Source organism: Terrabacter terrigena (assembly GCF_042676085.1).
Taxonomy (GTDB): Bacteria; Actinomycetota; Actinomycetes; order Actinomycetales; family Dermatophilaceae; genus Terrabacter; species Terrabacter terrigena.
In genome coordinates this window covers 39,230-59,407 of sequence record NZ_JBHTKH010000005.1, presented here as the reverse complement: position 1 = coordinate 59,407, position 20,178 = coordinate 39,230, and the positions used below count along the sequence as shown (strand labels likewise).

At 73.3% G+C, this 20,178-nt stretch carries 18 protein-coding genes; 12 read left to right on the top strand and 6 right to left on the bottom strand.

All coding sequences use genetic code 11. The features are described from left to right. Positions 1-27: 27 nt before the first annotated feature. Positions 28-1,131 carry an LCP family protein gene (locus ACFQ2V_RS09435; RefSeq protein ID WP_386052424.1) on the bottom strand — a complete coding sequence of 368 codons (1,104 nt, stop codon included), beginning with the start codon at positions 1,129-1,131 and terminating at the stop codon, positions 28-30. Between the two features lie 54 nt (positions 1,132-1,185). On the opposite strand from ACFQ2V_RS09435, the gene ACFQ2V_RS09430 reads away from it, so the two are divergent. After that, positions 1,186-1,773: a hypothetical protein gene (locus ACFQ2V_RS09430; RefSeq protein ID WP_386052423.1), complete on the top strand. Its 588-nt coding sequence runs from the start codon at positions 1,186-1,188 to the stop codon at positions 1,771-1,773. Here the strand turns inward: ACFQ2V_RS09430 and ACFQ2V_RS09425 are convergent. Both ACFQ2V_RS09425 and ACFQ2V_RS09420 read right to left on the bottom strand, forming a co-directional pair. Beyond that, the gene (locus tag ACFQ2V_RS09425; RefSeq protein WP_386052422.1) at positions 1,757-2,950 is read right to left on the bottom strand and encodes an acyltransferase family protein; all 1,194 of its coding nucleotides are present in this window, start codon (positions 2,948-2,950) and stop codon (positions 1,757-1,759) included. The two genes, ACFQ2V_RS09430 and ACFQ2V_RS09425, sit on opposite strands and share 17 nt — an antisense overlap. 54 nt (positions 2,951-3,004) lie before the next feature. Further along, a complete protein-coding gene (locus ACFQ2V_RS09420; protein WP_386052420.1) occupies positions 3,005-4,111 on the bottom strand; it encodes a glycosyltransferase in 1,107 nt (368 codons plus the stop codon). 40 nt (positions 4,112-4,151) lie between these two features. Here ACFQ2V_RS09420 and ACFQ2V_RS09415 point away from each other — a divergent pair, with 40 nt between their 5' ends. From ACFQ2V_RS09415 to ACFQ2V_RS09400, 4 genes are all read left to right on the top strand, one after another. Beyond that, on the top strand, positions 4,152-5,264 hold the full coding sequence (locus ACFQ2V_RS09415; RefSeq protein ID WP_386052419.1) for a glycosyltransferase family 4 protein: 1,113 nt from the start codon (positions 4,152-4,154) through the stop codon (positions 5,262-5,264). Positions 5,265-5,329: 65 nt separating this feature from the next. After that, entirely contained in the window at positions 5,330-6,304 is a 975-nt protein-coding gene (locus tag ACFQ2V_RS09410; protein ID WP_386052418.1) for a glycosyltransferase family 2 protein, read from the top strand. Positions 6,305-6,317: 13 nt separating this feature from the next. Next, the gene (locus ACFQ2V_RS09405) at positions 6,318-7,268 is read left to right on the top strand and encodes a hypothetical protein (RefSeq protein WP_386052417.1); all 951 of its coding nucleotides are present in this window, start codon (positions 6,318-6,320) and stop codon (positions 7,266-7,268) included. Continuing rightward, positions 7,255-8,826, top strand: a complete 1,572-nt coding sequence (locus tag ACFQ2V_RS09400; protein WP_386052416.1) for a lipopolysaccharide biosynthesis protein — start codon at positions 7,255-7,257, stop codon at positions 8,824-8,826. Before ACFQ2V_RS09405 ends, ACFQ2V_RS09400 begins: the two co-directional genes overlap by 14 nt. On the opposite strand, the gene ACFQ2V_RS09395 is transcribed toward ACFQ2V_RS09400, so the two are convergent. Beyond that, positions 8,792-9,970, bottom strand: a complete 1,179-nt coding sequence (locus ACFQ2V_RS09395; RefSeq protein ID WP_386052415.1) for a glycosyltransferase family 4 protein — start codon at positions 9,968-9,970, stop codon at positions 8,792-8,794. The two genes, ACFQ2V_RS09400 and ACFQ2V_RS09395, sit on opposite strands and share 35 nt — an antisense overlap. Positions 9,971-10,073: 103 nt before the next feature. On the opposite strand from ACFQ2V_RS09395, the gene ACFQ2V_RS09390 reads away from it, so the two are divergent. Continuing rightward, positions 10,074-11,135 carry a glycosyltransferase family 4 protein gene (locus ACFQ2V_RS09390; RefSeq protein WP_386052414.1) on the top strand — a complete coding sequence of 354 codons (1,062 nt, stop codon included), beginning with the start codon at positions 10,074-10,076 and terminating at the stop codon, positions 11,133-11,135. Between the two features lie 2 nt (positions 11,136-11,137). On the opposite strand, the gene ACFQ2V_RS09385 is transcribed toward ACFQ2V_RS09390, so the two are convergent. Next, complete coding sequence (locus ACFQ2V_RS09385) at positions 11,138-11,782, bottom strand: phosphatase PAP2 family protein (protein ID WP_386052413.1); 645 nt, start codon at positions 11,780-11,782, stop codon at positions 11,138-11,140. Between the two features lie 66 nt (positions 11,783-11,848). Between ACFQ2V_RS09385 and ACFQ2V_RS09380 the strand changes: the two genes are divergently transcribed. Together ACFQ2V_RS09380 and ACFQ2V_RS09375 are read left to right on the top strand one after the other, a co-directional pair. Then, entirely contained in the window at positions 11,849-12,751 is a 903-nt protein-coding gene (locus ACFQ2V_RS09380) for a nucleotidyltransferase family protein (RefSeq protein WP_386052412.1), read from the top strand. Then, positions 12,748-13,032: a PqqD family peptide modification chaperone gene (locus tag ACFQ2V_RS09375; protein WP_386052411.1), complete on the top strand. Its 285-nt coding sequence runs from the start codon at positions 12,748-12,750 to the stop codon at positions 13,030-13,032. The genes ACFQ2V_RS09380 and ACFQ2V_RS09375 overlap by 4 nt, the downstream gene beginning before the upstream one ends. A gap of 49 nt (positions 13,033-13,081) precedes the next feature. Here ACFQ2V_RS09375 and ACFQ2V_RS09370 read toward each other — a convergent pair whose 3' ends face one another. Further along, positions 13,082-14,398, bottom strand: coding sequence for a polysaccharide biosynthesis tyrosine autokinase (locus ACFQ2V_RS09370; protein ID WP_386052410.1), 1,317 nt, complete (start codon positions 14,396-14,398; stop codon positions 13,082-13,084). Between the two features lie 224 nt (positions 14,399-14,622). Between ACFQ2V_RS09370 and ACFQ2V_RS09365 the strand changes: the two genes are divergently transcribed. From ACFQ2V_RS09365 to ACFQ2V_RS09350, 4 genes are read left to right on the top strand one after another with little or no spacing between them, the layout of a single operon-like run. Next, a complete protein-coding gene (locus tag ACFQ2V_RS09365; protein ID WP_386052409.1) occupies positions 14,623-16,647 on the top strand; it encodes a glycosyltransferase in 2,025 nt (674 codons plus the stop codon). Then, positions 16,644-18,023 carry an O-antigen ligase family protein gene (locus ACFQ2V_RS09360; RefSeq protein WP_386052408.1) on the top strand — a complete coding sequence of 460 codons (1,380 nt, stop codon included), beginning with the start codon at positions 16,644-16,646 and terminating at the stop codon, positions 18,021-18,023. The genes ACFQ2V_RS09365 and ACFQ2V_RS09360 overlap by 4 nt, the downstream gene beginning before the upstream one ends. After that, positions 18,020-19,162, top strand: a complete 1,143-nt coding sequence (locus ACFQ2V_RS09355) for a glycosyltransferase family 4 protein (RefSeq protein ID WP_386052407.1) — start codon at positions 18,020-18,022, stop codon at positions 19,160-19,162. Before ACFQ2V_RS09360 ends, ACFQ2V_RS09355 begins: the two co-directional genes overlap by 4 nt. Then, positions 19,159-20,178, top strand: a complete 1,020-nt coding sequence (locus ACFQ2V_RS09350) for a glycosyltransferase family 4 protein (protein ID WP_386052406.1) — start codon at positions 19,159-19,161, stop codon at positions 20,176-20,178. The genes ACFQ2V_RS09355 and ACFQ2V_RS09350 overlap by 4 nt, the downstream gene beginning before the upstream one ends.

Below are 20,178 nucleotides of genomic sequence, written 5' to 3'. Positions count from 1 at the left end.
CGGCCGCCCGCGTGCGGGACGGCGCCCCTAGTCCGTGTAGGAGCTGAGGGCGTCGTCGCGGATGGCCTTGCCGAGCTCGTCCATCTTCGCCTCGTCGACGATGTCGATCGACGCGCCCTGTGGGCTCGTGCCGAAGCCGGTGAAGGGGGCGGTGATGAACCGGATGTCGCTGCCGCGCAGGCCCCGCATCGCGAAGGCCTCGGAGCGCATGGTGCCGACGTCGAGCTTCTGGTCGACGGTGAGGTTGCTCGTGGCGGCCTCGGTGAAGTCCTTGAGGCGGATCGGGTTGGTGATCACGTCCTTGCTCAGCGTCTTGAGCATGAGCGCCTTGATGAAGGCGAGCTGACGCTGACCGCGCGAGATGTCGCCCTCGCTCAGCTGGTGGCGCTGGCGCACGAAGACGAGAGCCGTCTCGCCGTCCATGTGCATGACGCCCTTCGGGAACACCTTGCCGTCGCCCTCGGAGGCCTCCGCGACGTTGACGTCGACGCCGCCGACGGCGTCGGTCATCGACTTGAAGCCCTCGAAGCCGAGCATCGCCACGTGGTCGATGCGGATGCCGAGCAGGTTCTGCATGGTGGTCACGAGCAGCGGTGACCCGCCGAACGCGTACGCGGCGTTGAGCTTGTTCTTGCCCCTGCCGGGGATCGAGACGTAGAGGTCGCGTGGGAAGTGGATGAGCGTGACCTCGGAGTGGTCGTCGGGGACGTGGACGAGCACCATGACGTCGGAGCGGGCGCCCACGCGGTCGGGCCCGGCGTCGTTGCCGATGATGAGGTAGTTGGTGCCGTTGCCCACGGGCTGCGCGACCACGTCGCCGTTCTTGTCGGTGGGCAGGGCACCGCTGCCGTCGGCGGCGTCGGGGAGCAGCAGCTCCTGCTTCACGTTGTTCGTGACGATGTGGTTGAGCCAGGCGAGGTAGCCGCCGACGGCGAGCACCGGGACCACCAGGAGCACGAGCGCGACGACCAGCACCCTGCGGTTGCGCCGCTTCTCGCGGCGGTTGGGCCGGCCGTCGTCACCGCTCCCGCCGTCCCAGCCGTCGTCACCGCCCCCGCCGTCGGAGCCGTCACCGGCACCGACCTGGTCTCGTTCGAACAGGTCGGTGTCTTGTGCGCGGGTGCCCTCCACGTGCGCCAGTGTAGGTGTCGGGGCTCGGTCCGACCGACCCTTACACTGTCGGCCGTGCCTGGAGGACGAAGACGACGTATCGGCTCGGACGTCCCCCTCGTCATCGGCGCGGCACTGCTCTTCGTCGGCTGGGTGTGGCTCCTCATGAGGGCGACCGAGCCCCTCGTCACCGTCTTCGCGTTCGCCTCCGACGGCCGGCCGAAGCTGTATGCCGGCATCATCGCCGCGCTCGCCGGCCTGCCCGGGCTGCTGCTGACCCTGCCTCGCGCCCTCACTCCGCCGGCCCCCATGGTCGTGCCGTCGGCCCGCAGCCGCAGCCAGATCTCCGCGCGCCGGACCTCCTTCCTGCGCACGGACGCCCTGGGTGTGGCGACGTTCCTGCTCGCCCAGGTGCCGCTGCCGGCGCCCTGGGGACCGGTCGGCAAGGCCGCGACGATCGCCAACATCACGAAGTCGCCCGAGATCGTCGAGCTCAGCGCCCGGTTCGCCAACTACTCGCTCGGCATCTTCGCCGTGGGCGTCGTCGCAGCGGTCATCGCGAAGGTGTACTCCCACGCGGCCGCCCTGCGGGTGCTCGCGATCATCCTCGCGGTGGGCGCGCCGGTTGTGGCGTGGGTGCTCGTCGTCAACGCGATCCGCTAGCCGGGGTGCCCGGGCCCGCGCGGACGACCGTGCGCATGCTGCCCCGGACGAGGAACGGCTTCTCGATGTAGTGGTAGAAGACGGCGGCCACGACCACCGTCGCGGTGCCCGCGACCCCGAGGGCGACGAGCGTCGTCAGGCCCACGCCCCACTCGTCGACCCGGGCGATGCCCGCCGTCAGCAGCAGCACCGGCTGGTGCAGCAGGTAGAAGCTGTAGGAGATGACGCCGAGCGCCGTGAGCCAGCGCAGCGGGCCCGCCTCGAACACCCGGGCGGGCACGCGGGCCAGCAGCACGAGCAGACACACCGCGACGACCCCGAAACCCAGCGCGCTGACCGGACCCCACCCGGCGGCATACCCGGTGAGGCCCAGGACGAGCCCCACGGGGAGTGCCGCCCCGGCGCGGACGGTGTGGGCGGCACGAGGCGACCGCACGAGCGTGGCGGCCCACAGGCCGAGGGCGAACTGGAACCAGCGCGCCGGGAAGAGCTTGTCGGTGGACGGGACCAGCCCGGCGGGATGGGCCTGCCCGGCCCACCACAGCCCGAACACCGCCCACCCGAGAGCCACGCCGAGAGTCGTGACCATGACGCCGCGCAGGCCGTGTCGGCGGTGGACGAGCAGCAGCAACGGGAAGCCCAGGTAGAGAGTGGCCTCGAGCGAGATCGACCAGAGGGAGCCGTTCACCGCGCCCAGCGTGTCGCCGAAGAACGGGAAGGTCAGCGTCAGGTGCGTCAACCCGTCGAACGCGGTGAGGTCACGGCCCACCAGCCGCTCCCGCAGGGCCGGCACGAGCTCGAGGCCCATGACGAGCAGGACGGCGGCGTAGTAGGCCGGCAGCAGCCGGTAGGCGCGGCGGCGGAAGAAGCGACGCGGGTCGAGGTCCCGCACCCTTCCGTCACGGATCAGGGGCAGCGTGAGGCAGAAGCCCGAGAGCACGACGAAGATGTCGACGCCTGCGCCACCGAAGCCCATGACGCGCACCAGCACCCCGTCGCCCGAGAGCTTGGGGGGTCGCACGTTCCCGAGCCAGTAGCCGTGGACGTGCAGCAGGAAGACCCACAGGGCGGCGAATCCGCGCAGCGTGTCGACGTACGCGAGTCGGCGCGTGGCGACGGCACCGGCCGGCGCGGCCGTGACCGACGGCGCCGGAGTCGGCGCACTCCTCCCCTCCATGGTCCCCCTTCACCGCGAGGGTGGACCACGCCCCCGTGTCCACGCCCCCGCGCGTCATCGTATGAGGCGGTCGACCTCCTCGTGGATGCGTTCGTGAAAACGTCGCTCGGAGAAGTGGGCCGCGTGCGCGCGGATGGCGTCGCCGTCCCAGCGTCGCGCGCGGTCGGCGACGACGGCCGCCCGCAGCGCCTCGACCGTCGGCTCCTCGAAGAAGGTCCCGTTGACGCGCTCGTCGATCGTGTCGAGGTAGCCCCCGCCGTGCAGCGCGAGCGTCGGAACCCCGAAGGCCGCCGCCTCGAGCGGTGTGAGGCCGAAGTCCTCGAGGCTCGGGGCGAGGAGCGTGCGCGCGTGGGCGTAGGTCCATCGCAGCTCGGCGTCGGTCAGGTCGCTGAGGACCCGCACGTTCTCGGGCGCGGTCGCCCGCAGCTGCTCGGCCAGCGGGCCCGAGCCGACCACCACGAGACGCTCGCGCAGCCCCCGCACCGCCTCGACCGCCACGCCGACGTTCTTGTACGGCAGCAGGCGCGACACGACGAGCAGGTAGCCGTCGGCCCAGTCGGCGAGCCGGTCAACCGGTGCCTGCGGGGCGTCGGCGTCGATGCCGTAGGGCGGCGGCACGACCTCCGCGTCGATCCCGTATGCCGCCGTGATGCGTTCGCCGACCACGGTCGAGTTCGCGAGGTAGCGGTCAGCCGACGCGGCGGCACGCCGGTCCCAGCGGCGCAGCCAGCCGCTGAGCAGGGTGAGGCCCTGGCCTTGCAGCGACCGGTGCGCGGGACCGCCGAGGTAGGCCTCGGCCTGGTACAGCCACCGCGCCGGCGCGTGGCAGTAGACGAGCTTTCGGCCCGTCGTCGGCACGCCGTGCGCCCAGCCGGAGCTCGACGCGACGACGACGTCGGCGTCGACGGGAAGGCGCGAGACGGCATACGGCAGCAGGGGGAGCGCGACGCGGTGCTTGCGGCGCAGCGGGGCCAGCCGGTCGATGGGGGAGACGATGACGTGGGCATCGCGGAACTCGGGGTAGGTGCCCTCGGGGTCGTAGAGCGTCGTGTGGATCGGCGCCTCGGGGAACGCCCGGTGCAGCGCGAGGACGACCCGCTCGGCGCCGCCGCGCTGGGTGAGGTAGTCGTGCGCGATCGCGACGCGCGGTCGATCGGCCATGGTCTCCGTTCCGGTGCGGACGGACGCTAGATTCGGGCAGGTGCCGAGCCTCAGTCTGAGTCACCGTGGCGGTGCGCTGGCGGTGAACGGCAGATTCCTGTCGCAGGCCACGACCGGCACGCAGCGCTACGCCCTCGAGCTCACGACGCGCCTCGCCGCGCGGCACGGCGACCGCGTGGTCGTGCACGTGCCCAAGGGAACCCGCGTTCCCGGGCCGATCGCGGCCGTCGCCCGGGTGCGCGAGTCGCGGGCTAGCGGGCAGGTCTTCGAGCAGCTGGTGCTGCCCTGGCTCGCGCGCCGCGACCTGCTCCTCAGCCTCGGTGGGCCGGCCCCGGTGCTGGCGCGTCGCCAGGTCGCCACGCTCCACGACGTCTCCGTCTTCCGCCACCCCGAGACCTACAGCCGCGGCTTCCGCACGTGGTACCGCGCGATGTACCGCGTGCTGGCCCGACGAGCGATGCGGGTGCTCACGGTGTCCGGGTTCAGTGCCGGCGAGCTGCAGGCGGTGCTCGGGCTCGACCGCGGCCGGGTCTGCGTGGTGCCCGACGGCAGCGACCACGTCGACCGGTTCACGCCGACGCGGCCCGACCTCGGTGGCGTCGAGGCACACCTCGACGACGGGGCCCCGTGGGTGCTCTGCGTCGGCACCTTCGCCCGGCACAAGAACCTCGTGTCCGCACTCGACGCCCTCGAGACGGCGGGGATCCGTTCGGTGGTGGTGGGTGCGACGGGCGGCAACCGCGTCTTCGCCGACGTGGGCGCGGGCCGGTGGTCCTGCGCGACCTTCGCCGGTCGCCTCTCCGACGACGAGCTGGCGTGGCTCTACGGCAGCGCCACGGCGCTCGTTTTCCCTTCTCTCTACGAGGGTTTCGGCATCCCGGTCGTCGAAGCGCAGCGGCTGGGCTGCCCCGTGGTCGCGTTGCGCGCCGGGCCGATGGCAGAGGTGGCGGGCGACGGCGCCGTGCTGTGTGACCCGGGCGAGCCCGAGCAGGTCGTCGAGGCCGTGCGCGAGATCGCGGCGAACCCTTCTCGTCGCTCGGCGCTCGTCGAGGCGGGGCGGCGCAACGCGGCGCGCTACACGTGGGACGCCTCGGCCGACCTGCTCGACACGGCGCTGGCCGAGGCCGGCTGGCCCCCGCTCACCACCACCTGATCGCGGGACGAACGGGAATCTCCGGTCCCGCCCCGCGTGGGCGGTCCGGTTGCGATACTCGGCCCATGCCTGAGGCCCCGTCCCTGTCGGTCGACGTCGTCGTCGCGACCTTCAACCGCCCGGACAACGTGCGAACCTGCCTGGAGCACCTCGCTCGCCAGACGCGCACGCCTCACGAGATCGTGGTCGTGGACTCCTCGCCGCACCGCCTGACGGCCGACGTCGTCGCCGGCTTCCCCGGAGTGCGCTACATCCGCAACGACGCCGGCCCCGGCACCCTCGCGACCTCACGCGCCATCGGCGTCGCCGAGACGGGCTCGGACGTGGTCGCCTTCATCGACGACGACGCGTACGCCGAGCCCGACTGGCTCGAGAACATCCTCGCCCGCTACGCCGACCCGTCGGTCGGGGCCGTCGGCGGCCGCGCGAGCAACGGTCGCCCGGGCGAGGAGCACGAGGGTCACGACGCCGTCGGGCGGCTGCTGCCCGACGGGACGCTGACCGGGAACTTCGCGGCGGACACCGGCCGTGACCTCGACGTCGACCACGTGCTCGGGGCCAACATGTCGGTGCGGCGCTCGGCCCTCGAGGAGATCGGCGGCATCGTCGACCTCTTCCCCGGCACGTGCCTGCGCGAGGAGAGCGACATCATGCTCCGGCTCGGCCGGGCCGGGCATCGCATCGTCTACACGCCGGCGGCCCTCGTCGAGCACGTGGCGGCGCCCTACACGAAGGGCCGCCGCTTCGACGTTCGCTACACCTTCTACGGGCACCGCAACCACGTCGTGCTGCTGTCGCACGCGTTCGGGATGGGCGCCCCGATCCTGCGCCGCTTCTACGGGGTCGCCCTGCGCGAGGTCGGCGCGAACGTCGCGGACGGTGCCAGAGCCGTCGTCACGGGCGACCGCAGCCCCCGCCAGCGCGTGCGGGCCGCCGGCGGCAGGGCGCTGCACGCCTCGGCCGCGCTCGGCGGGCTCGCCGTCGGCACCACGGCGGCCGTCCGCACCCGCCTGGGCGACCGGCGCACCGCCCGAGCATGACGCGGACCTGACCGTGCCCGCGGCCTACGTCGTCCTCAGCCACACGGAGCCCGAGCAGGTCACGCGGCTCGTCGAGGCCGTCCTCGCTTCGAGCCCGGCGGCCTCCGTCCTCGTCACCCACGACGCGCGGCGCCACCCCGCACCGGTGATCGGGGACGAACGCGTACGCGTGGTCTCGCACGGTCGCCCCACCGACTGGGGGTCCTGGGAGCTGGTCGAGGTGACCCTCGAGGCGATGCGCGCCGCACGCGACGCCGTCGACCCCGACCTCGTCGTGCTCGTCTCGGGCCAGTGCTACCCCGTGCGGCCGCTCGCGGCCTGGGAGGACGAGCTTCGTGCCGCCGGCGGCTGGCAGGGAACCGCGCGACCGCTCGACTACACGCCCGCGTGGGGCGCCCGGTACGGCAGGGGCGACGACGAGCTGACCCGCTACACGTACGCCTGGTTCCGGACGAGGCCGCTGGACGGGCCGGTGCGTCGGGACACGTCGTTGGGCCGGGTCGCTCGAGCCCTGGCCCACCGGGTCGAACCGGTAGCGGCGCTGCGCCTCGTCGACCGCGGCCGGGGCGTGCACGTGGGTGTCAGACGCCGTATGCCGGCGCCGGCCGCCCGCATCCACCTCGGGTCGCAGTGGCTGGCGGTCGACCGGCAGCGTCTCGAGCTCGTCCTGCAGGGCCTGGCGCCCGGGGCCGCGCTGCGGTCGGTCTACGAGAGGTCGGTGATCGCCGACGAGTCGGCGCTGCAGACGGTGCTCGCGAACGCCGCGCCGCCGGCCGTCGCCCGCCCGGTGTCGTACTCCGTCTGGCTGCCCGAGGCGGACACGACGAGGACCTTCACGCTCGACGACCTCGCGGAGATCAGGGCTTCCGGGTCGCCGTTCTGCCGCAAGGTCCACTCGGAGCGCAGCGCGACGTTGATGGACGCGCTCGACCGGGGGAACGGGGTCCGGCGTGACGACGGGTGAGCAGCCCACGGGGGCGATGAGCCGCGCGGGCCTGCAGGAGAGCGCGGTGCGCGGGGCCGTCTGGACCGTCATGCACACGTTCATCGCCATCCCGGTGGCCTTCGTCGTCAACCTCCTCATGGCGCGGGTCCTCGGAGCCGCCGACTACGGCCGGTTGGCGTTCCTCACCGCTCTGATGGAGGTGGTGGCCCGCATCCTGACGGCCGGGTTCGGTTCTGCCGTGGTGCAGTTCGGGGCGAAGGCGCATGCCGCCGGGCGCACGGACGCCGTGGCTCGGCTGCTGTCGCAGTCGCAGGGTTTCCGGCTGGTCGTCGTGATGCCCGTGCTCTCGCTCGTCGTGCTGCTCTTCGCCGACGTGCCGGTCGGTGCGCTCGTCGTCGCGGTCGTGTTCGGCATCGTCTTCCCGGCCGCCCTCGACGGGGCCGTCGCGTGCCTCGCCATCGAGAACAAGACGGCCGACGGCGCCAAGATCGCGCTCGTGACCTCACTGGCGACGCAGGCTGCCGTGGTCGTCGTCGTGCTCGCCGCCCGCACCCCCGACGCCGTGTGGACCACGCGCCTGGTCGTCACCGGCATCGCGGTGGCGCTCTGCCTCCTCCCCATCTCGGCCGCCTACCGGAAGGCGGTGCTGCGCCCCGCGCTGCCGACGGGGATGCCGACCGGTTTCTGGCGCTACGCCCTCCCCGTGGGCCTCGCCGGGGTCATCGGCGGGCTCGTCATGTCGCGCAGCGAGATCTTCCTCATGAGCTGGCTCGCGACCCCCGCCGCGGTCGGGGTCTTCGCCCTCGCGTTCGGGCTCGCGGGCCACGTCTTCGCTCCCGCCCAGGCCTTCGTGGGACCCCTCGTGCCGGCCATCTCCGGGCTGCTCGAGGTCGACGCGTCAGCAGTCCGCCCGGCCTTCCGCCGGGTGCTGCGGGCCGGCGCCACGGTCGTCGGTCTCGTCGAGGCCGTCGCCGTCGTGCCGCTCGCGGTCCTCGTGCCGGTGCTCTACGGCCCCGAGTTCACCGAGGCGGGCCCGGTCGTCGTCGCGCTCGGCGTCGCGGCGGGGTTCGTCACCGTCGGGGGCCCGGTGGTGGCCTTCGTGTCGGCCCGGCTGTCCGCCGGCGAGATGCTCAGGGCGACGTCCGTGGCCCTGGTGGTCGACGTCGTGCTGGCCGTGGGCCTGATCCCGGCCCTGGGCATCTGGGGCGCCGTCATCGCCAACATCGGCGGGTCCATGACCAACCTGCTCATCCTGGCCCGCTCCGAGCTGCGCGGCCTCGGCGTCACCGTGGGCCTGGCCGTCCGCGACGCCCTGCCGTGCCTCACCGGCGCAGGGATCGCCGGGCTCCTCCTGCTCGCGACCGACGTCACGCCCGGCAACCCGTGGCTGCGGGCGGTCGCCGCCGCCCTCCTCGGAGGTACGGCCTACGTCGCGCTGCTGCGGCTCACGAGATCCGGCCTGACGGTCCCCGACGCCGACGCCGTCGTCAGGGGCGTCCCGCGGCCTGCTCGGCGGGTCGTGCCACGGCTGCTCCGCCTGCTCACCGCGAGGCCGGTCGACCGGCACTTCGCTTGACCGTCGAGTTCTCGTAGACGGAGGCGTACGCCGCCGCGACGGCCTCCCACGTGTAACGCCGCGCTGACTCCCGACCCGCAGCACCGAGCGCGGCCCGGCGGCTCGGGTCGCGGAGCAGGTCCTCGACAGCCAGCCCGAGGGCGGCGGTGTTGACCGGGTCGACGAGGACGCCGTCCACCCCGTCGGTGACGAAGGACGAGGGTCCCCCCAAAGTCGTTGCCACCAAAGCCGTTCCGGCGCGCCACGCTTCCAGCGCCACGATGCCGAAGGCCTCCTTGCGGCTCGGCACGACGACGACGTCGGCACGTGTCATCCACGCGTGGACGCCGCCCTCGTCGAGCGCCCCGACGAGCCTCAGCCGTCCACCGAGCCCCAGCTCCTCGCCGAGCGCCTGCAGGGCCGCGCGCTGGGAGCCGACACCGCCGATCACGAGCGTCGGCGAGAGGTCGCCGTCGAGGCCTGCGACCGCCTCGACGAGCAGGTCGAAGCCCTTGGCCGACTCGAGGCGACCGACGCCGAGGACCACGGGCCCGTCGGGCAGGCCGGCGTCAAGCGTCGTCCCTGCGGGAGGCGTCCCCGGGGCCGGTCCGACGCCGTTCGGGACGACCACCCCGTCCTGCAAGCCGAAGCGCTCGCGCAGGTCGTCGAGCACCTGCTCCGAGCAGCCGGTGGTCGCGGCGGCCGACGCGATGGCGCGGCGCAGCGCCTCCCGGAGGAGGGCGGAGGTGCCGAACACGTCGTGGTCGTCCGCGAAGGTCTCGCCGTGGGTCGAGAGCACGAGAGGGGTGCCGGTGCGACTCGCCAGCGCGGCGGCATACGGCCCGTTCGGCCCGAAGCACTGGACGTGGAGGACCTCGGGTCGGAAGCTGCGGAAGGCCGCCCGCCACGTGCGCCACGCCCGAGGGGCGGCGACGGCGAAGCTGCCGAGGGCGCGGGCCGACCGGGCAGGCATCGGGGTCGGCAGGTGACGGACGACGATGCCGTCGAGCTCGGTGACGCCGAGGTGCTCGCCGCGGTCGACGGCCCAGACCTCGACGTCGGTGCCCCGGGCCCGCAGCTCGCGCGCGACGTGGCGCACGTGGGACTCCACCCCGCCGAGGTGCGGGTGGTACGACGACGTGACGAGCGCGACGCGACGACCCACCGCGACTCCTCCCGTCACTGCGCGTGGTCCGACGGCACGCGTGCGGTCTCAATCTACGATGCGAGGGCAGCCCCGTCCCGAACTCCGACAGGCAGGACCACACGTGCCCCGGCTCTCGATCGCGACGTCGGCCACCGCAGTGCCCATGGGCGCGCAGGCGTACGAGCGCCACGTCAGCTCCAGGGCGCCGGCGGCGCTCGCGCGCCTGTCCGCGGGTGACGAGCCGTGGGAGGTCCGGAGCGTCGTCGTGCGCTCTGTGCGGTCGTCGCTGGGCGGCAACCGTCGCCTGCCGATGGGCTGGCTCGCCGCGGCGTCACCGGGGGCGCGAGCGGCTGCGGGACGACTGGCGTACGCCGGGGCAGGGCTCGTGCACCGCATGAGCCTCGAGCTGCCGCCGGCACCCCACGAGGTGGTCACGCTCCACGACGTCGTGTCCTGGCGCTACGCCGACGAGTCCGCGCCGGTGCGGGCCGCTGCGGAGGAGCTGCGTCGCGCCGCGGCCGTGGTCTGCGTGTCGGCGTTCACCGCGTCCGAGGCCGTCGACCTGCTGGGGCTCGACGACCCCGTGGTCGTGCCGAACGGGGTCGAGGAGCGCTACTTCGGCGCCGCGCCGCTCGCTGCCGACGCACTGGCCCGGTTCGGCGTGACGGGGCCGTACGTCCTCGCCGCCGGCGGCGCCTCGGAGCGCAAGAACCTCGAGGCCCTGGCCGAGGCGTGGCCGCGGGTGCGCGCCGCCCGTCCCGACGTGACCCTCGTGCTGGCCGGCCCCCCGCACCCTCGTCGCACCGAGCTCTTCGCCCCACTGCCGGGGGTCCGCCTCGTCGGCCGGGTCCCCGACGAGGCGATGCCGGGGCTGTATGCCGCCGCCTCGGTCGTCGTCGTCCCCTCCCTCGTCGAGGGGTTCGGACTGCCTGCCCTGGAAGGGATGGCCACGGGAGTGCCGGTCGTGGCGTCCGACCGGTCCTCCCTGCCCGAGGTCGTCGGCGACGGAGGGCTGCTCGTCGCCCCGACGGGCGCGGGCCTCGCGGAGGGCGTGCTGGACATGCTCTCCGGGGGAGCGGAGGTCGAGAGGATGGCGCATCGCGGGCTCGAGCGGGCAAGGCGCTTCACCTGGGAGGCCAGCGCCGAGGGGCACGCCCGCGTGTGGCGCTCGGTGTCCGCCTGACGTCAGGACGAGCGCACCTGCGCGGGCCCCGTGCGGGTGGGCTCGCCGGAGGCACGAGCGAGGTTCGGGCTGTCGCCGCCGAGCGCGGCGAAGGACGCCGCCGCGACCCCGACCACGACCAGCGCACTGGCGAGCACGTCGCGCGGCTGGTGGGCGTACCACGTGACGTTGCCCAGCCCGACGACCAGGGCGCCCACCACCAGTGCCACCAGCCCGCGACGGGTGACCGGGCGCGGCCACACCACGGCGAGGCCGACGAGCAGCCCGAGACCCGCGGCGGCGTGGTTGGAGGGAAAGGCGTCCCCACCGATGCCGAACGCGTCCCGCCCTCGCAGCTCCAGCGTGGTCAGTGTCGCGGCCGCGGGGACGGCAAGGCCCGCGACGGCCCGGCGCCAGCTGCGACGCACCAGAGCGAGCAGCGCGAGCACGCAGACCGTGGGGGCGAGCGCCACGATGACGAGGGGGCGCGCGATCCGGTCGAGCCCCAGGCGCAGCGGTCCGGGCAGCGTGTTGAGGAGCCAGTTGCGCACGGCCTCGTCGGCGGTCACCCCGACTCCCGTGCGCCCGACGACGAGGGCGGTGACGACGAGCCCCCCAGCCGAGGCGAGAGCGAGTAGCGCCCACCCGAGGCGGTCGCGATGCGGCACGTGCGCCTCCAACCGGGCTGTTATGGTGCGATCGACCAGTCCCTCTGCAGTCTAAAGGGGTTCGCGATGGCAGCCCAGGAGACGACAGAGCACGCCAGCGCCTCGGCGACGGTGCCTCTGGAGGTCCGCATCGGGTTCGCGCACGCCTCCGTCCAGTGGGTCGCGGACCGCGACGGTCTGGACGTGCTCCACGTCAAGGGTGCTGCCCTCGACCCGACGCTGGTGCCGGGACGCGGCTACTCCGACGCCGACGTGCTCGTCCGGCCGGAACACGTCCGGTCGCTGCTCCACGCCCTCGGCCGGCACGGCTGGTTCGTGATCAACTCGTTCGCGTTCGGTTCGTCGTTCGAGCACTCGGCGACCTTGCGGCACAACGACTTCGGCCTCCTCGACCTCCACCGGGTGTATCCCGGAGCCGGGCCCACCCCGAGCGCGGCGTTCGACGCGCTGTGGGCCGAACGGGACACCATGATGCTCGGCGGCATCGAGTGCACGGTGCCGTCGAGAGATGCCCACGCGCTTCTCCTGCTGCTCCACGCCGCCCGGGGCGGGGGAGACCCCAAGGGCCTTCACGACATCGAGTCGGTGTGGACCTCCGTCGACGACGACCGGCGGGCTCGCATCCTCGAGTGGGTGGACCGCCTCGACGCAGGGCTCGGCTTCTCCGTCGTCACCGGCACGCTGGACGACCACCGCGACGACCCGGCATACGACCTCTGGCGGGTGGCCGCGCGCGGCGGCACGCGACTGGACGAGTGGCGCGCCCGGCTCCGGGCTGCCGACGGCTCGCGCGCCAAGCTGTCGGTCGCCCTGCGATCCGTGCTCGTCAACGTCGAGCACCTCACGATCGTGCGAGGCAGACCGGTGACCCGTCGTGAGGTCGCGGTGGAGTTCTTCCGACGGCCGGCCCGGGGACTCGGCGAGCAGGTGGCACGCGCCCGTCGTCCGACGTCCAGGGACGTCGGATGAGCGCCGCCTACCGCGCCGCGCGCGACGTCGGCGTCACGATGGGTCACGACGACCTTCTCGTCTACCTCGCCCGGCTCCCGGACGGCCCGGTGATGGTTCTCGAGGGCGTCGCGGCCCTCATCTGGGTCGAGGCGACGACGCATCCCGCCGCAGGGTGGGTCGGACGGGTCGCAGAGGCGGTGCGTGAGCCCGAGGAGCGCATCGTCGGCGACGTCAAGGCGTTCGTGCAGGACCTGCGTGAGCGCGACCTCGTCGAACCGGTGCCGTCCCCGGGGACCTGACGCCCGAGAGGTCCGACGCGCCAGCGGCCGGTCGGCAAACGGCCCGTCGTCACGCCTCGTGCCTGGCCTCCGCGCGCTTCTTCGCGCGGCGCCCCTGCTTCGTGTCGGCGCCGCGGTTGTAGCCGTAGTAGCCGTAGCGGTGCGTCGTCGACGAGCTCGCCGACACCATGTTGAGGGCGAAGCCGGCGACCGGCGCGCCGACCGTCTCGAGCGACTGGACGGCGCTCGCGAGGTCTCGCTTCTTGGTGCGGTCGGCGCCGACGACCATGATCAGCCCGTGCGTCAGCTTGTTGATGAGCACGGCGTCGACGACGGGCACGACCGGCGGGCTGTCGACGAGGATGAAGTCGAACTCGTGCGACAGCTTGCCGAAGAGCACCTCCATCGGCTCGGAGCCCAGCAGCTCGCTCGGGTTGGGCGGCACCGGGCCGGCCGGCAGCACGTGCAGCGTCGACGTCCGCCAACGCTGGATCACGTCGTCGGGGTCGGCCTGGCCGAGCAGCAGCGTCGTCAGGCCGAACGCGCCGTCGAGCCCCATCGTGCGGGCGACCGAGGGGTTGCGCAGGTCGCCGTCGATGAGCAGCACCTTCGAGCCGGCGTCGGCCATCGCGAGCGCGAGGTTGATCGTCGTGGTGGTCTTGCCCTCGCCCGGCACCGACGACGTGATGACGAACGAGTGGCCACCGGTCGTGACGTCGACGAAGAGGATGTTGGTGCGCAGGCGGCGGATCGACTCGGCGTGCCGGCCGTGCGGGTCGCTCTCGAGCGAGAGCAGGCCGTTCTTGGCGGACTTCACCGTCGGCATGTCGCCGAGGATCGGACGCGGCGACAGCGCCTTGATGTCGTCCTCGGTGCGCACCTTCGTGTCGAGCGTGTGCCGCAGCAGCGCCAGGCCCATGCCCAGGGCCAGGCCGAGGAGGGCGCCGAGCAAGAGGTTTCGCTTGGCATTCGGCGAGACCGGCTCGGCGGGCACTGTCGCAGGCGTGATCGGCGTGGCCTCCACCGCCTGGCCGTTCGCGGCCAGCAGCGGCGAGAACTTCTTCGTCGCGACGTCGGCGAGCACAGGGCCGGCCTCGTTGGCGATGCGAGCGAGCAGGGACGGGTCGCCACCTGTCGCGGTGATGGTCATGATGTTCGACGTCTGCGCGACCTCACCGCTGACCGACAGGGGTGTGTCCGGCGCGAGCCCGAGGCGCTCGCGCAGCGGCTCCATGACCGACGGCGCGTTGAGCACGTCGAGGTAGCGGGCGAGGTCGTCGGTGCTGACGGCATACGTGGCGGGCTGGTTGCCGCTGCCCGCGGCCGGCGGCTGGGTGGCCGAGAGGAAGATCTTCGCGGTGGAGGTGTAGACGGCGGGGGTGAGCATGGTTTGGACAGCCGCCGCGGCGACAACCGCAAGCAGGCTCAGCGCGATGATCCGCCAGCGTGTACCCAACACGCCGAGGAACTCCCGAAACGTCATTGACCCCCCCGGCCAACTCAGCGGTACGTAGGCGCATCCTCCCATATCATCCAAGGGGGTTGTGCCGAGTACGAGACATCGGCCTGGGGGCACGGAGAGCGGGGTGGGAGCTCATGTGGGCACTGCGGGTGTCCCACAGCGCCGTCGTCGACGCGTGGCGCGAGAGGGAGCGTGCGCTGCGACGTGCAGGCCACCACGTCGACCTCGTGTCGGCTGCCTCGTGGTCGGAGGGCGGGCGTGAGGTCCGGCTGGAACCGCGTGAGGGTGAAAACGCTGTCGGGGCAAGCACTTTCGGCTCGCACCCTGCCCTCTTCCTCTACGACCCGCGGCCCCTGTGGCGTGCCCTCGGGCGTCCTGTCGACGTGATCGACATCCACGAGGAGCCGTACGCCCTCGCGACCGCCGAGGTGCTGCTGCTGCGCTGGCTGCGCAGGCAGCGGGCCCCCTACCTGCTCTACTCGGCCCAGAACCTCGACAAGCGCCACCCGCTGCCGTTCCGCTGGCTCGAGCGCGCCACCCTGCGCCACGCGAGCGGCGTCAACGTGTGCAACGACACCGCCGGCCGCATCGTCGAGCGCAAGGGCTTCCCCGGTCGGGCGCGCACCATCGCCCTCGGCACCGACCTCGCCGCCTTCAGTCCCTCCACCCAGACGGCGTGTGCCGGGTCGTCGCACGGCGTGCCGGTCGTCGGCTTCGCCGGTCGGCTCGAGGCCGCCAAGGGCGCCGACGTGCTGCTCCGCGCGGTCGCCCTCGAGAGCGACCTCCGCTGCCGCGTCGCAGGTGACGGGCCCGAGCGCCGCCGGCTCGAGCGGCTCGCGTCGGCGCTCGGCGTCCCCGACCGCGTGGAGTTCGTCGGGGCGCTGGAGAGCGATCGGCTTCCCGACTTTTACCGCTCCCTCGACGTGCTCGCCGTCCCGTCCCTCACGACGCCCTCGTGGGTCGAGCAGTTCGGCAGGGTGGCCGTGGAGGCGATGGCGTGCGGCATCCCCGTCGTCGTCAGCGACAGCGGGGCGCTCCCGGAGGTCGTCGGCGATGCAGCTCTCGTCGTCGCCGAGGGCGACGAGGCGGCGCTGGCCAAGGCCATCGGTGAGGTCGTGCGTGACGCCGACGTCGCACGGAGCCTCCGCGAGGCGGGCCTGGCTCGCGCGGCCGCCACCTCGTGGGACGTCGTGGCGACGCAGCACGACGCCCTGTACCGCGCAGCCACGAAGACGTGGGACGAACTGGCCACCCGGCCCGGCACCCAGGGTCGCCCGGTCGAGGTCGTCGTCGTGGCGTACGGCCAGCCCGAGCTGCTCGCCGAGGCACTGGCGCCCCTCGGAGCTCTCCCGGTCACCGTCGTCGACAACTCCTCGTCGGCAGCCGTCCGTTCGGTCGCCGAGGCCGCCGGTGCCCGTTACGTCGACCCCGGCCGCAACGGTGGTTTCGCCGCCGGGGTCAACGAGGGGCTACGGCGAACCGATCCTCGGGCCGACGTCCTCCTGGTCAACCCCGACGCCGTCGTCCACCCCGACGACGTCCGCACCTTGCACGGGGCGCTGCTCGCCGAGCCCGACCTCGCGAGCGTCGGTCCGGCGCAGGTCGACTCGACGGGCACCTCCTCACGCGTCGAGTGGCCGTTCCCGTCGCCGTCCGCCACGTGGCTCGAGGCGGCCGGCCTGGGCCGGCTGCGGAGGAACCACTACGTCATCGGCTCGGTGCTGCTGCTCCGCCGTGAGGCGATCGACCACGTCGGCACCTTCGACGAGGAGCGCTTCTTCCTCTACGCGGAGGAGACCGACTGGGCCCTTCGGGCCAGCCGGCTGGGGTGGCGCCACGCGCTCGTGCCGGCAGCCCGCGCGCTCCACGTGGGGGCCGCCACGAGCACCGACCCGGCGCGCCGCGAAGGCCACTTCCACGCCGCGCTGGAGATCTACCTGCGCAAGCACTTCGGGGCCGCGGGCTGGCAGGTGGCGAGGACCGGCCAGGTCGTCGGGTCCGCCCTCCGCGGCGCCGTGCTCCGCGGTGACCGGGGCCGGGACGCTCGACGGCGGGGCCGCCTCTACCTCGCCGGACCCCGCCGCGTCGAGGTCCGGCCGGCCGACTGGCGACCGGGCCCAGCGGCCCACGGAGACCAGGGCCGCGGCGTCCCGGCCGGCGGGAGGCTCTCGTGACCAGCCTCGTGCCGCAGCGGCTGCGCACGGTCGGCCCGAGGGACCAGCTGGTGCGGGCCGTCCTCGTGCTCGGCGCCCTCGTGCTGGTCGTCGCGGTCGGACGCCTTGCCGTCACCCTGCCGGGGGTCGCGAGCATCATCGCCCTCGCGGTCCTCGCCGTCGGACTGACCGCCGTGCAGCCGGGCATCATCCCCGTGGCGGTCCTGCCGCTGCTGCTCGTCGTCCTCCGCATCGGCGGCGGCGGGGTCGACCTCTCACTGTCCGACCTCGCGCTGGCCGCGGCTGCGGTCCCCGCCCTGCTGCTCGCGAAGCGCCCCTTCTCGCCCGGTCTGCGTGCCGTCCTCTGGGCATCGGCGGCATACCAGTTCGCAACGCTCATCACCGTCGCCAACAACCCGTACGCCGCCAACGCGGTCGAGTGGGGGCACGCCTGGGTCATGGTGTCGGGGGCGCTCGTGGTGGGCTGGGCCGTGGGGGCGAACGGTCACGCGCGGGTCGGCGTACGCCTGCTCACCGGCACCATCGGGGTCCTCGCCGCCATCACCGTCATCGAGGGCGTCGTCCACCTGGCGCAGGGCGACCTGTCGCCGGTCTACCCGAGCTTCCCCTACTCGATGCACAAGAACTTCGCGGGCACCGTGCTCGGTCTCGGAGCGGTCATGGTCTACGCGCGCCCGGCGTGGGCCGGCATCAACCGGCGCTGGTCGTCCGTCCTGCTCACCTTCATGGTGCTCGGCGTCCTCTTCACGCAGTCACGGCAGGCGATCGTCGGGCTCGCAGCCGCCGTCTTCGTCCTGGTGCTGCGCTCGAGGACCGACCGCAGGCGTTCCAAGCTCGTCCTGCTCCTCGTCGTGCCGATGGTCCTCTTCGTGACGAGCCTCGTGCAGGACCAGGTGCAGTCCGACAACCGGTTCAACTCGGTGCTCCAGCGCCTGACCTGGTTCCAGGACTCCATGACGGTGTGGCAGACCGACCCGTGGTTCGGGGTGGGCCTGCGGTGGTGGTACACCGACCGGTTCGCGTTCCAGTTCCAGCCGCCGAACGCCGAGATCGAGGTCCTCACGTCCGCGGGCGTGCTGGGACTCATCGCCTTCCTCGCCCTGGTGCTCGTCGCCCTGCGCGTCGCCTGGCGCCTCGACCCGCTCTACGGGTCGCTCGCCGTCGCCGTGCTGGTGTCGAGGTTCGTCCAGGGCCAGTTCGACCTCTTCTGGTCGGCAGTGCAGGCGTCGCTGCCGTTCGTGATCCTCGGGATCTGCCTGGGCGCCGAGGCCTTCGCGCGGCGACAGGACGACGGCGACGCGTCGATGCACGACGATGCGTCGGCGGCGACGACCGGACCTGCGGCGAGCCCAGCCGCACAGGGGAGGCCGCGATGAGGACGATCATCCAGATCGCCCCCGAGATCGGTCCCGGCACCGGTGTCGGCGGGGTCGCCCACCACCTCGAGCAGGAGTGGTCGCGACAGGGGCACCGCGTGCTGCGCTTCACCCTCGACGAGGCCGGGGCCTCCTTCATCCCGCGACCGCAGGGCCGTGTGTCGGGCCGGCTCGCGCTGCTGGCCCGGGTGGTGTGGTTCTCCACGGTCGGGACGGCTCGCGCCCGCCGCTTCGTGCGCGAGCACCCGGGCGCCGACAGCATCTGCCACAACGACGCCCTGGCGGGCGACGTCTACGTCAACCACGGGCTCGTCCGGGCAGCCATGAAGGCACGAGGCCACTACGCGCTCCGCATGGTCCGCAACCCGCTGCACCTGTTCACCGCGGTCCGCGACCGACGGCGCTACGGGTCCACCGCCCACCGGGTCGTCGTCAACCTGTCGGCGCAGGACGACCGTCTGCTGAGGAGCCTCAACCCTCGGCTCGTCCCGGCCACCGCCGTCATCGCTAACGGTGTCGACACCGACGCGTACGCCCCACCCACGGCGGCCGACCGCGAGGCGGTCCGTGGCTCCCTCGGGGTCGCCGCGGACGAGGTGCTGGCGATCTTCGTCGGCCACGAGTACGCCCGGAAGGGCCTCGACCTCGTCATCGACGCCCTCGACCGGTGCCCGGCGACCGTCAGGGTCGTCGTCGTGGGCGGTTCGCCGGCGATGGTCGAGTCCATGAGGGCGCGCCCCGCAGCGGTGCGGCACGCCGCACGCATCACCTTCGTCGGGGCGTCACCCGACCCGCGGGTGTGGTTGCGAGGCGCCGACGTGCTGTGCCTGCCCAGCGCGTACGAGGCGTCCCCGCTCGTGGTGCTCGAGGCCCTCGCCATGGGTGTTCCCGTCATCGGCACCCGCACCGGCTCCATCGCCGACGTCGTGCACGACGGCGTCGACGGGTATCTCGTCGACCGATCAGCGGAGGGCGTCGCCGCGGCCCTGACGAGCCTCACGATGGCCGACCAGTCGTCCCTGCAGGCTGCCGCCCGAGCGACCGCGCTCGAGCACAGCTGGAGCAGGGTGGCGGCGCGCTACCTCGATGTCTTCGACCAGGTGGGCGTCGCCCCGCCCCGCACCCGCGAGCCGGCATGAGGATCCTGCACGCGGTGCGCTCCGACGGGTTCGCGGGCGTCGAGAGCCATGTCGCACGGCTGGCCCACGCGCAGCAGGCGCTGGGCCACGACGTGGTCGTCATCGGTGGGGCACCCGCCCGTATGCCGGTGGTGGCCGGAGCCGGGGTGCGCACGTTGGCAGCCTCGACCGTTCTCGAGGTGCTCGAGGTCGCGCGCCCCTGGGTGGCCGGCGCGGACATCGTCCACGCCCACATGACGGCGGCCGAGATCGCCTGCGCCGCAGCTCTGTTCGGTCGCACGACGCCACTCGTGGCCACCTGCCACTTCGCCCGTGAACGGGGCAGCAACCCGGTCGCCGCCGTCGCCGCACGTGCTGCAGCACGACGCATCGACGCCCAGATCGCGATCAGTCGCTACGTCGCCGACAAGGTGGCGGGGCCGAGCGTGGTGGTGCACCCCGGTGTCGACTCCACCTGCGCCGTACGCCCCGCCGCGGAGCGCGACCGTGTCGTGCTGCTGGCGCAGCGCCTCGAGCCGGAGAAGGAGGGCGACGTCGCGCTCCGTGCCTTCGCGGCCTCCGGTATCGCAGCACGCGGCTGGCGCCTCGAGGTCGCGGGTGACGGTGCCGAGCGGGCGCACCTGACCCGCCTGGCGGCCGAGCTCGGCATCGACGGCGTGACCGCGTTCCTCAGGCAGCGCCACGACGTGCCGGAGCTGATGCGCCGTGCCGGCCTGCTCCTCGCTCCCTGCCGCATCGAAGGTCTGGGGCTGACGGTTCTCGAGGCCATGGCCGCGGGGCTGCCCGTGGTCGCAGTCGCCGCGGGCGGACACCTCGAGACCGTCGGAATGGCCCCTGACGCAGCCCTGCACCCACCCGGCGACGCCGTGCGAGCAGGTCAGCTGCTCGCCGGTCTCGCCGCCGACCCGGCCCGGCGCGACGCGTATGCCGCCCGGCTGGCACGCATCCAGCGCGACCGGTTCACGCCTGCGCACCAGGCGGACGAGACCGAGGCCGTCTACAGGAGTGTGCTCTGA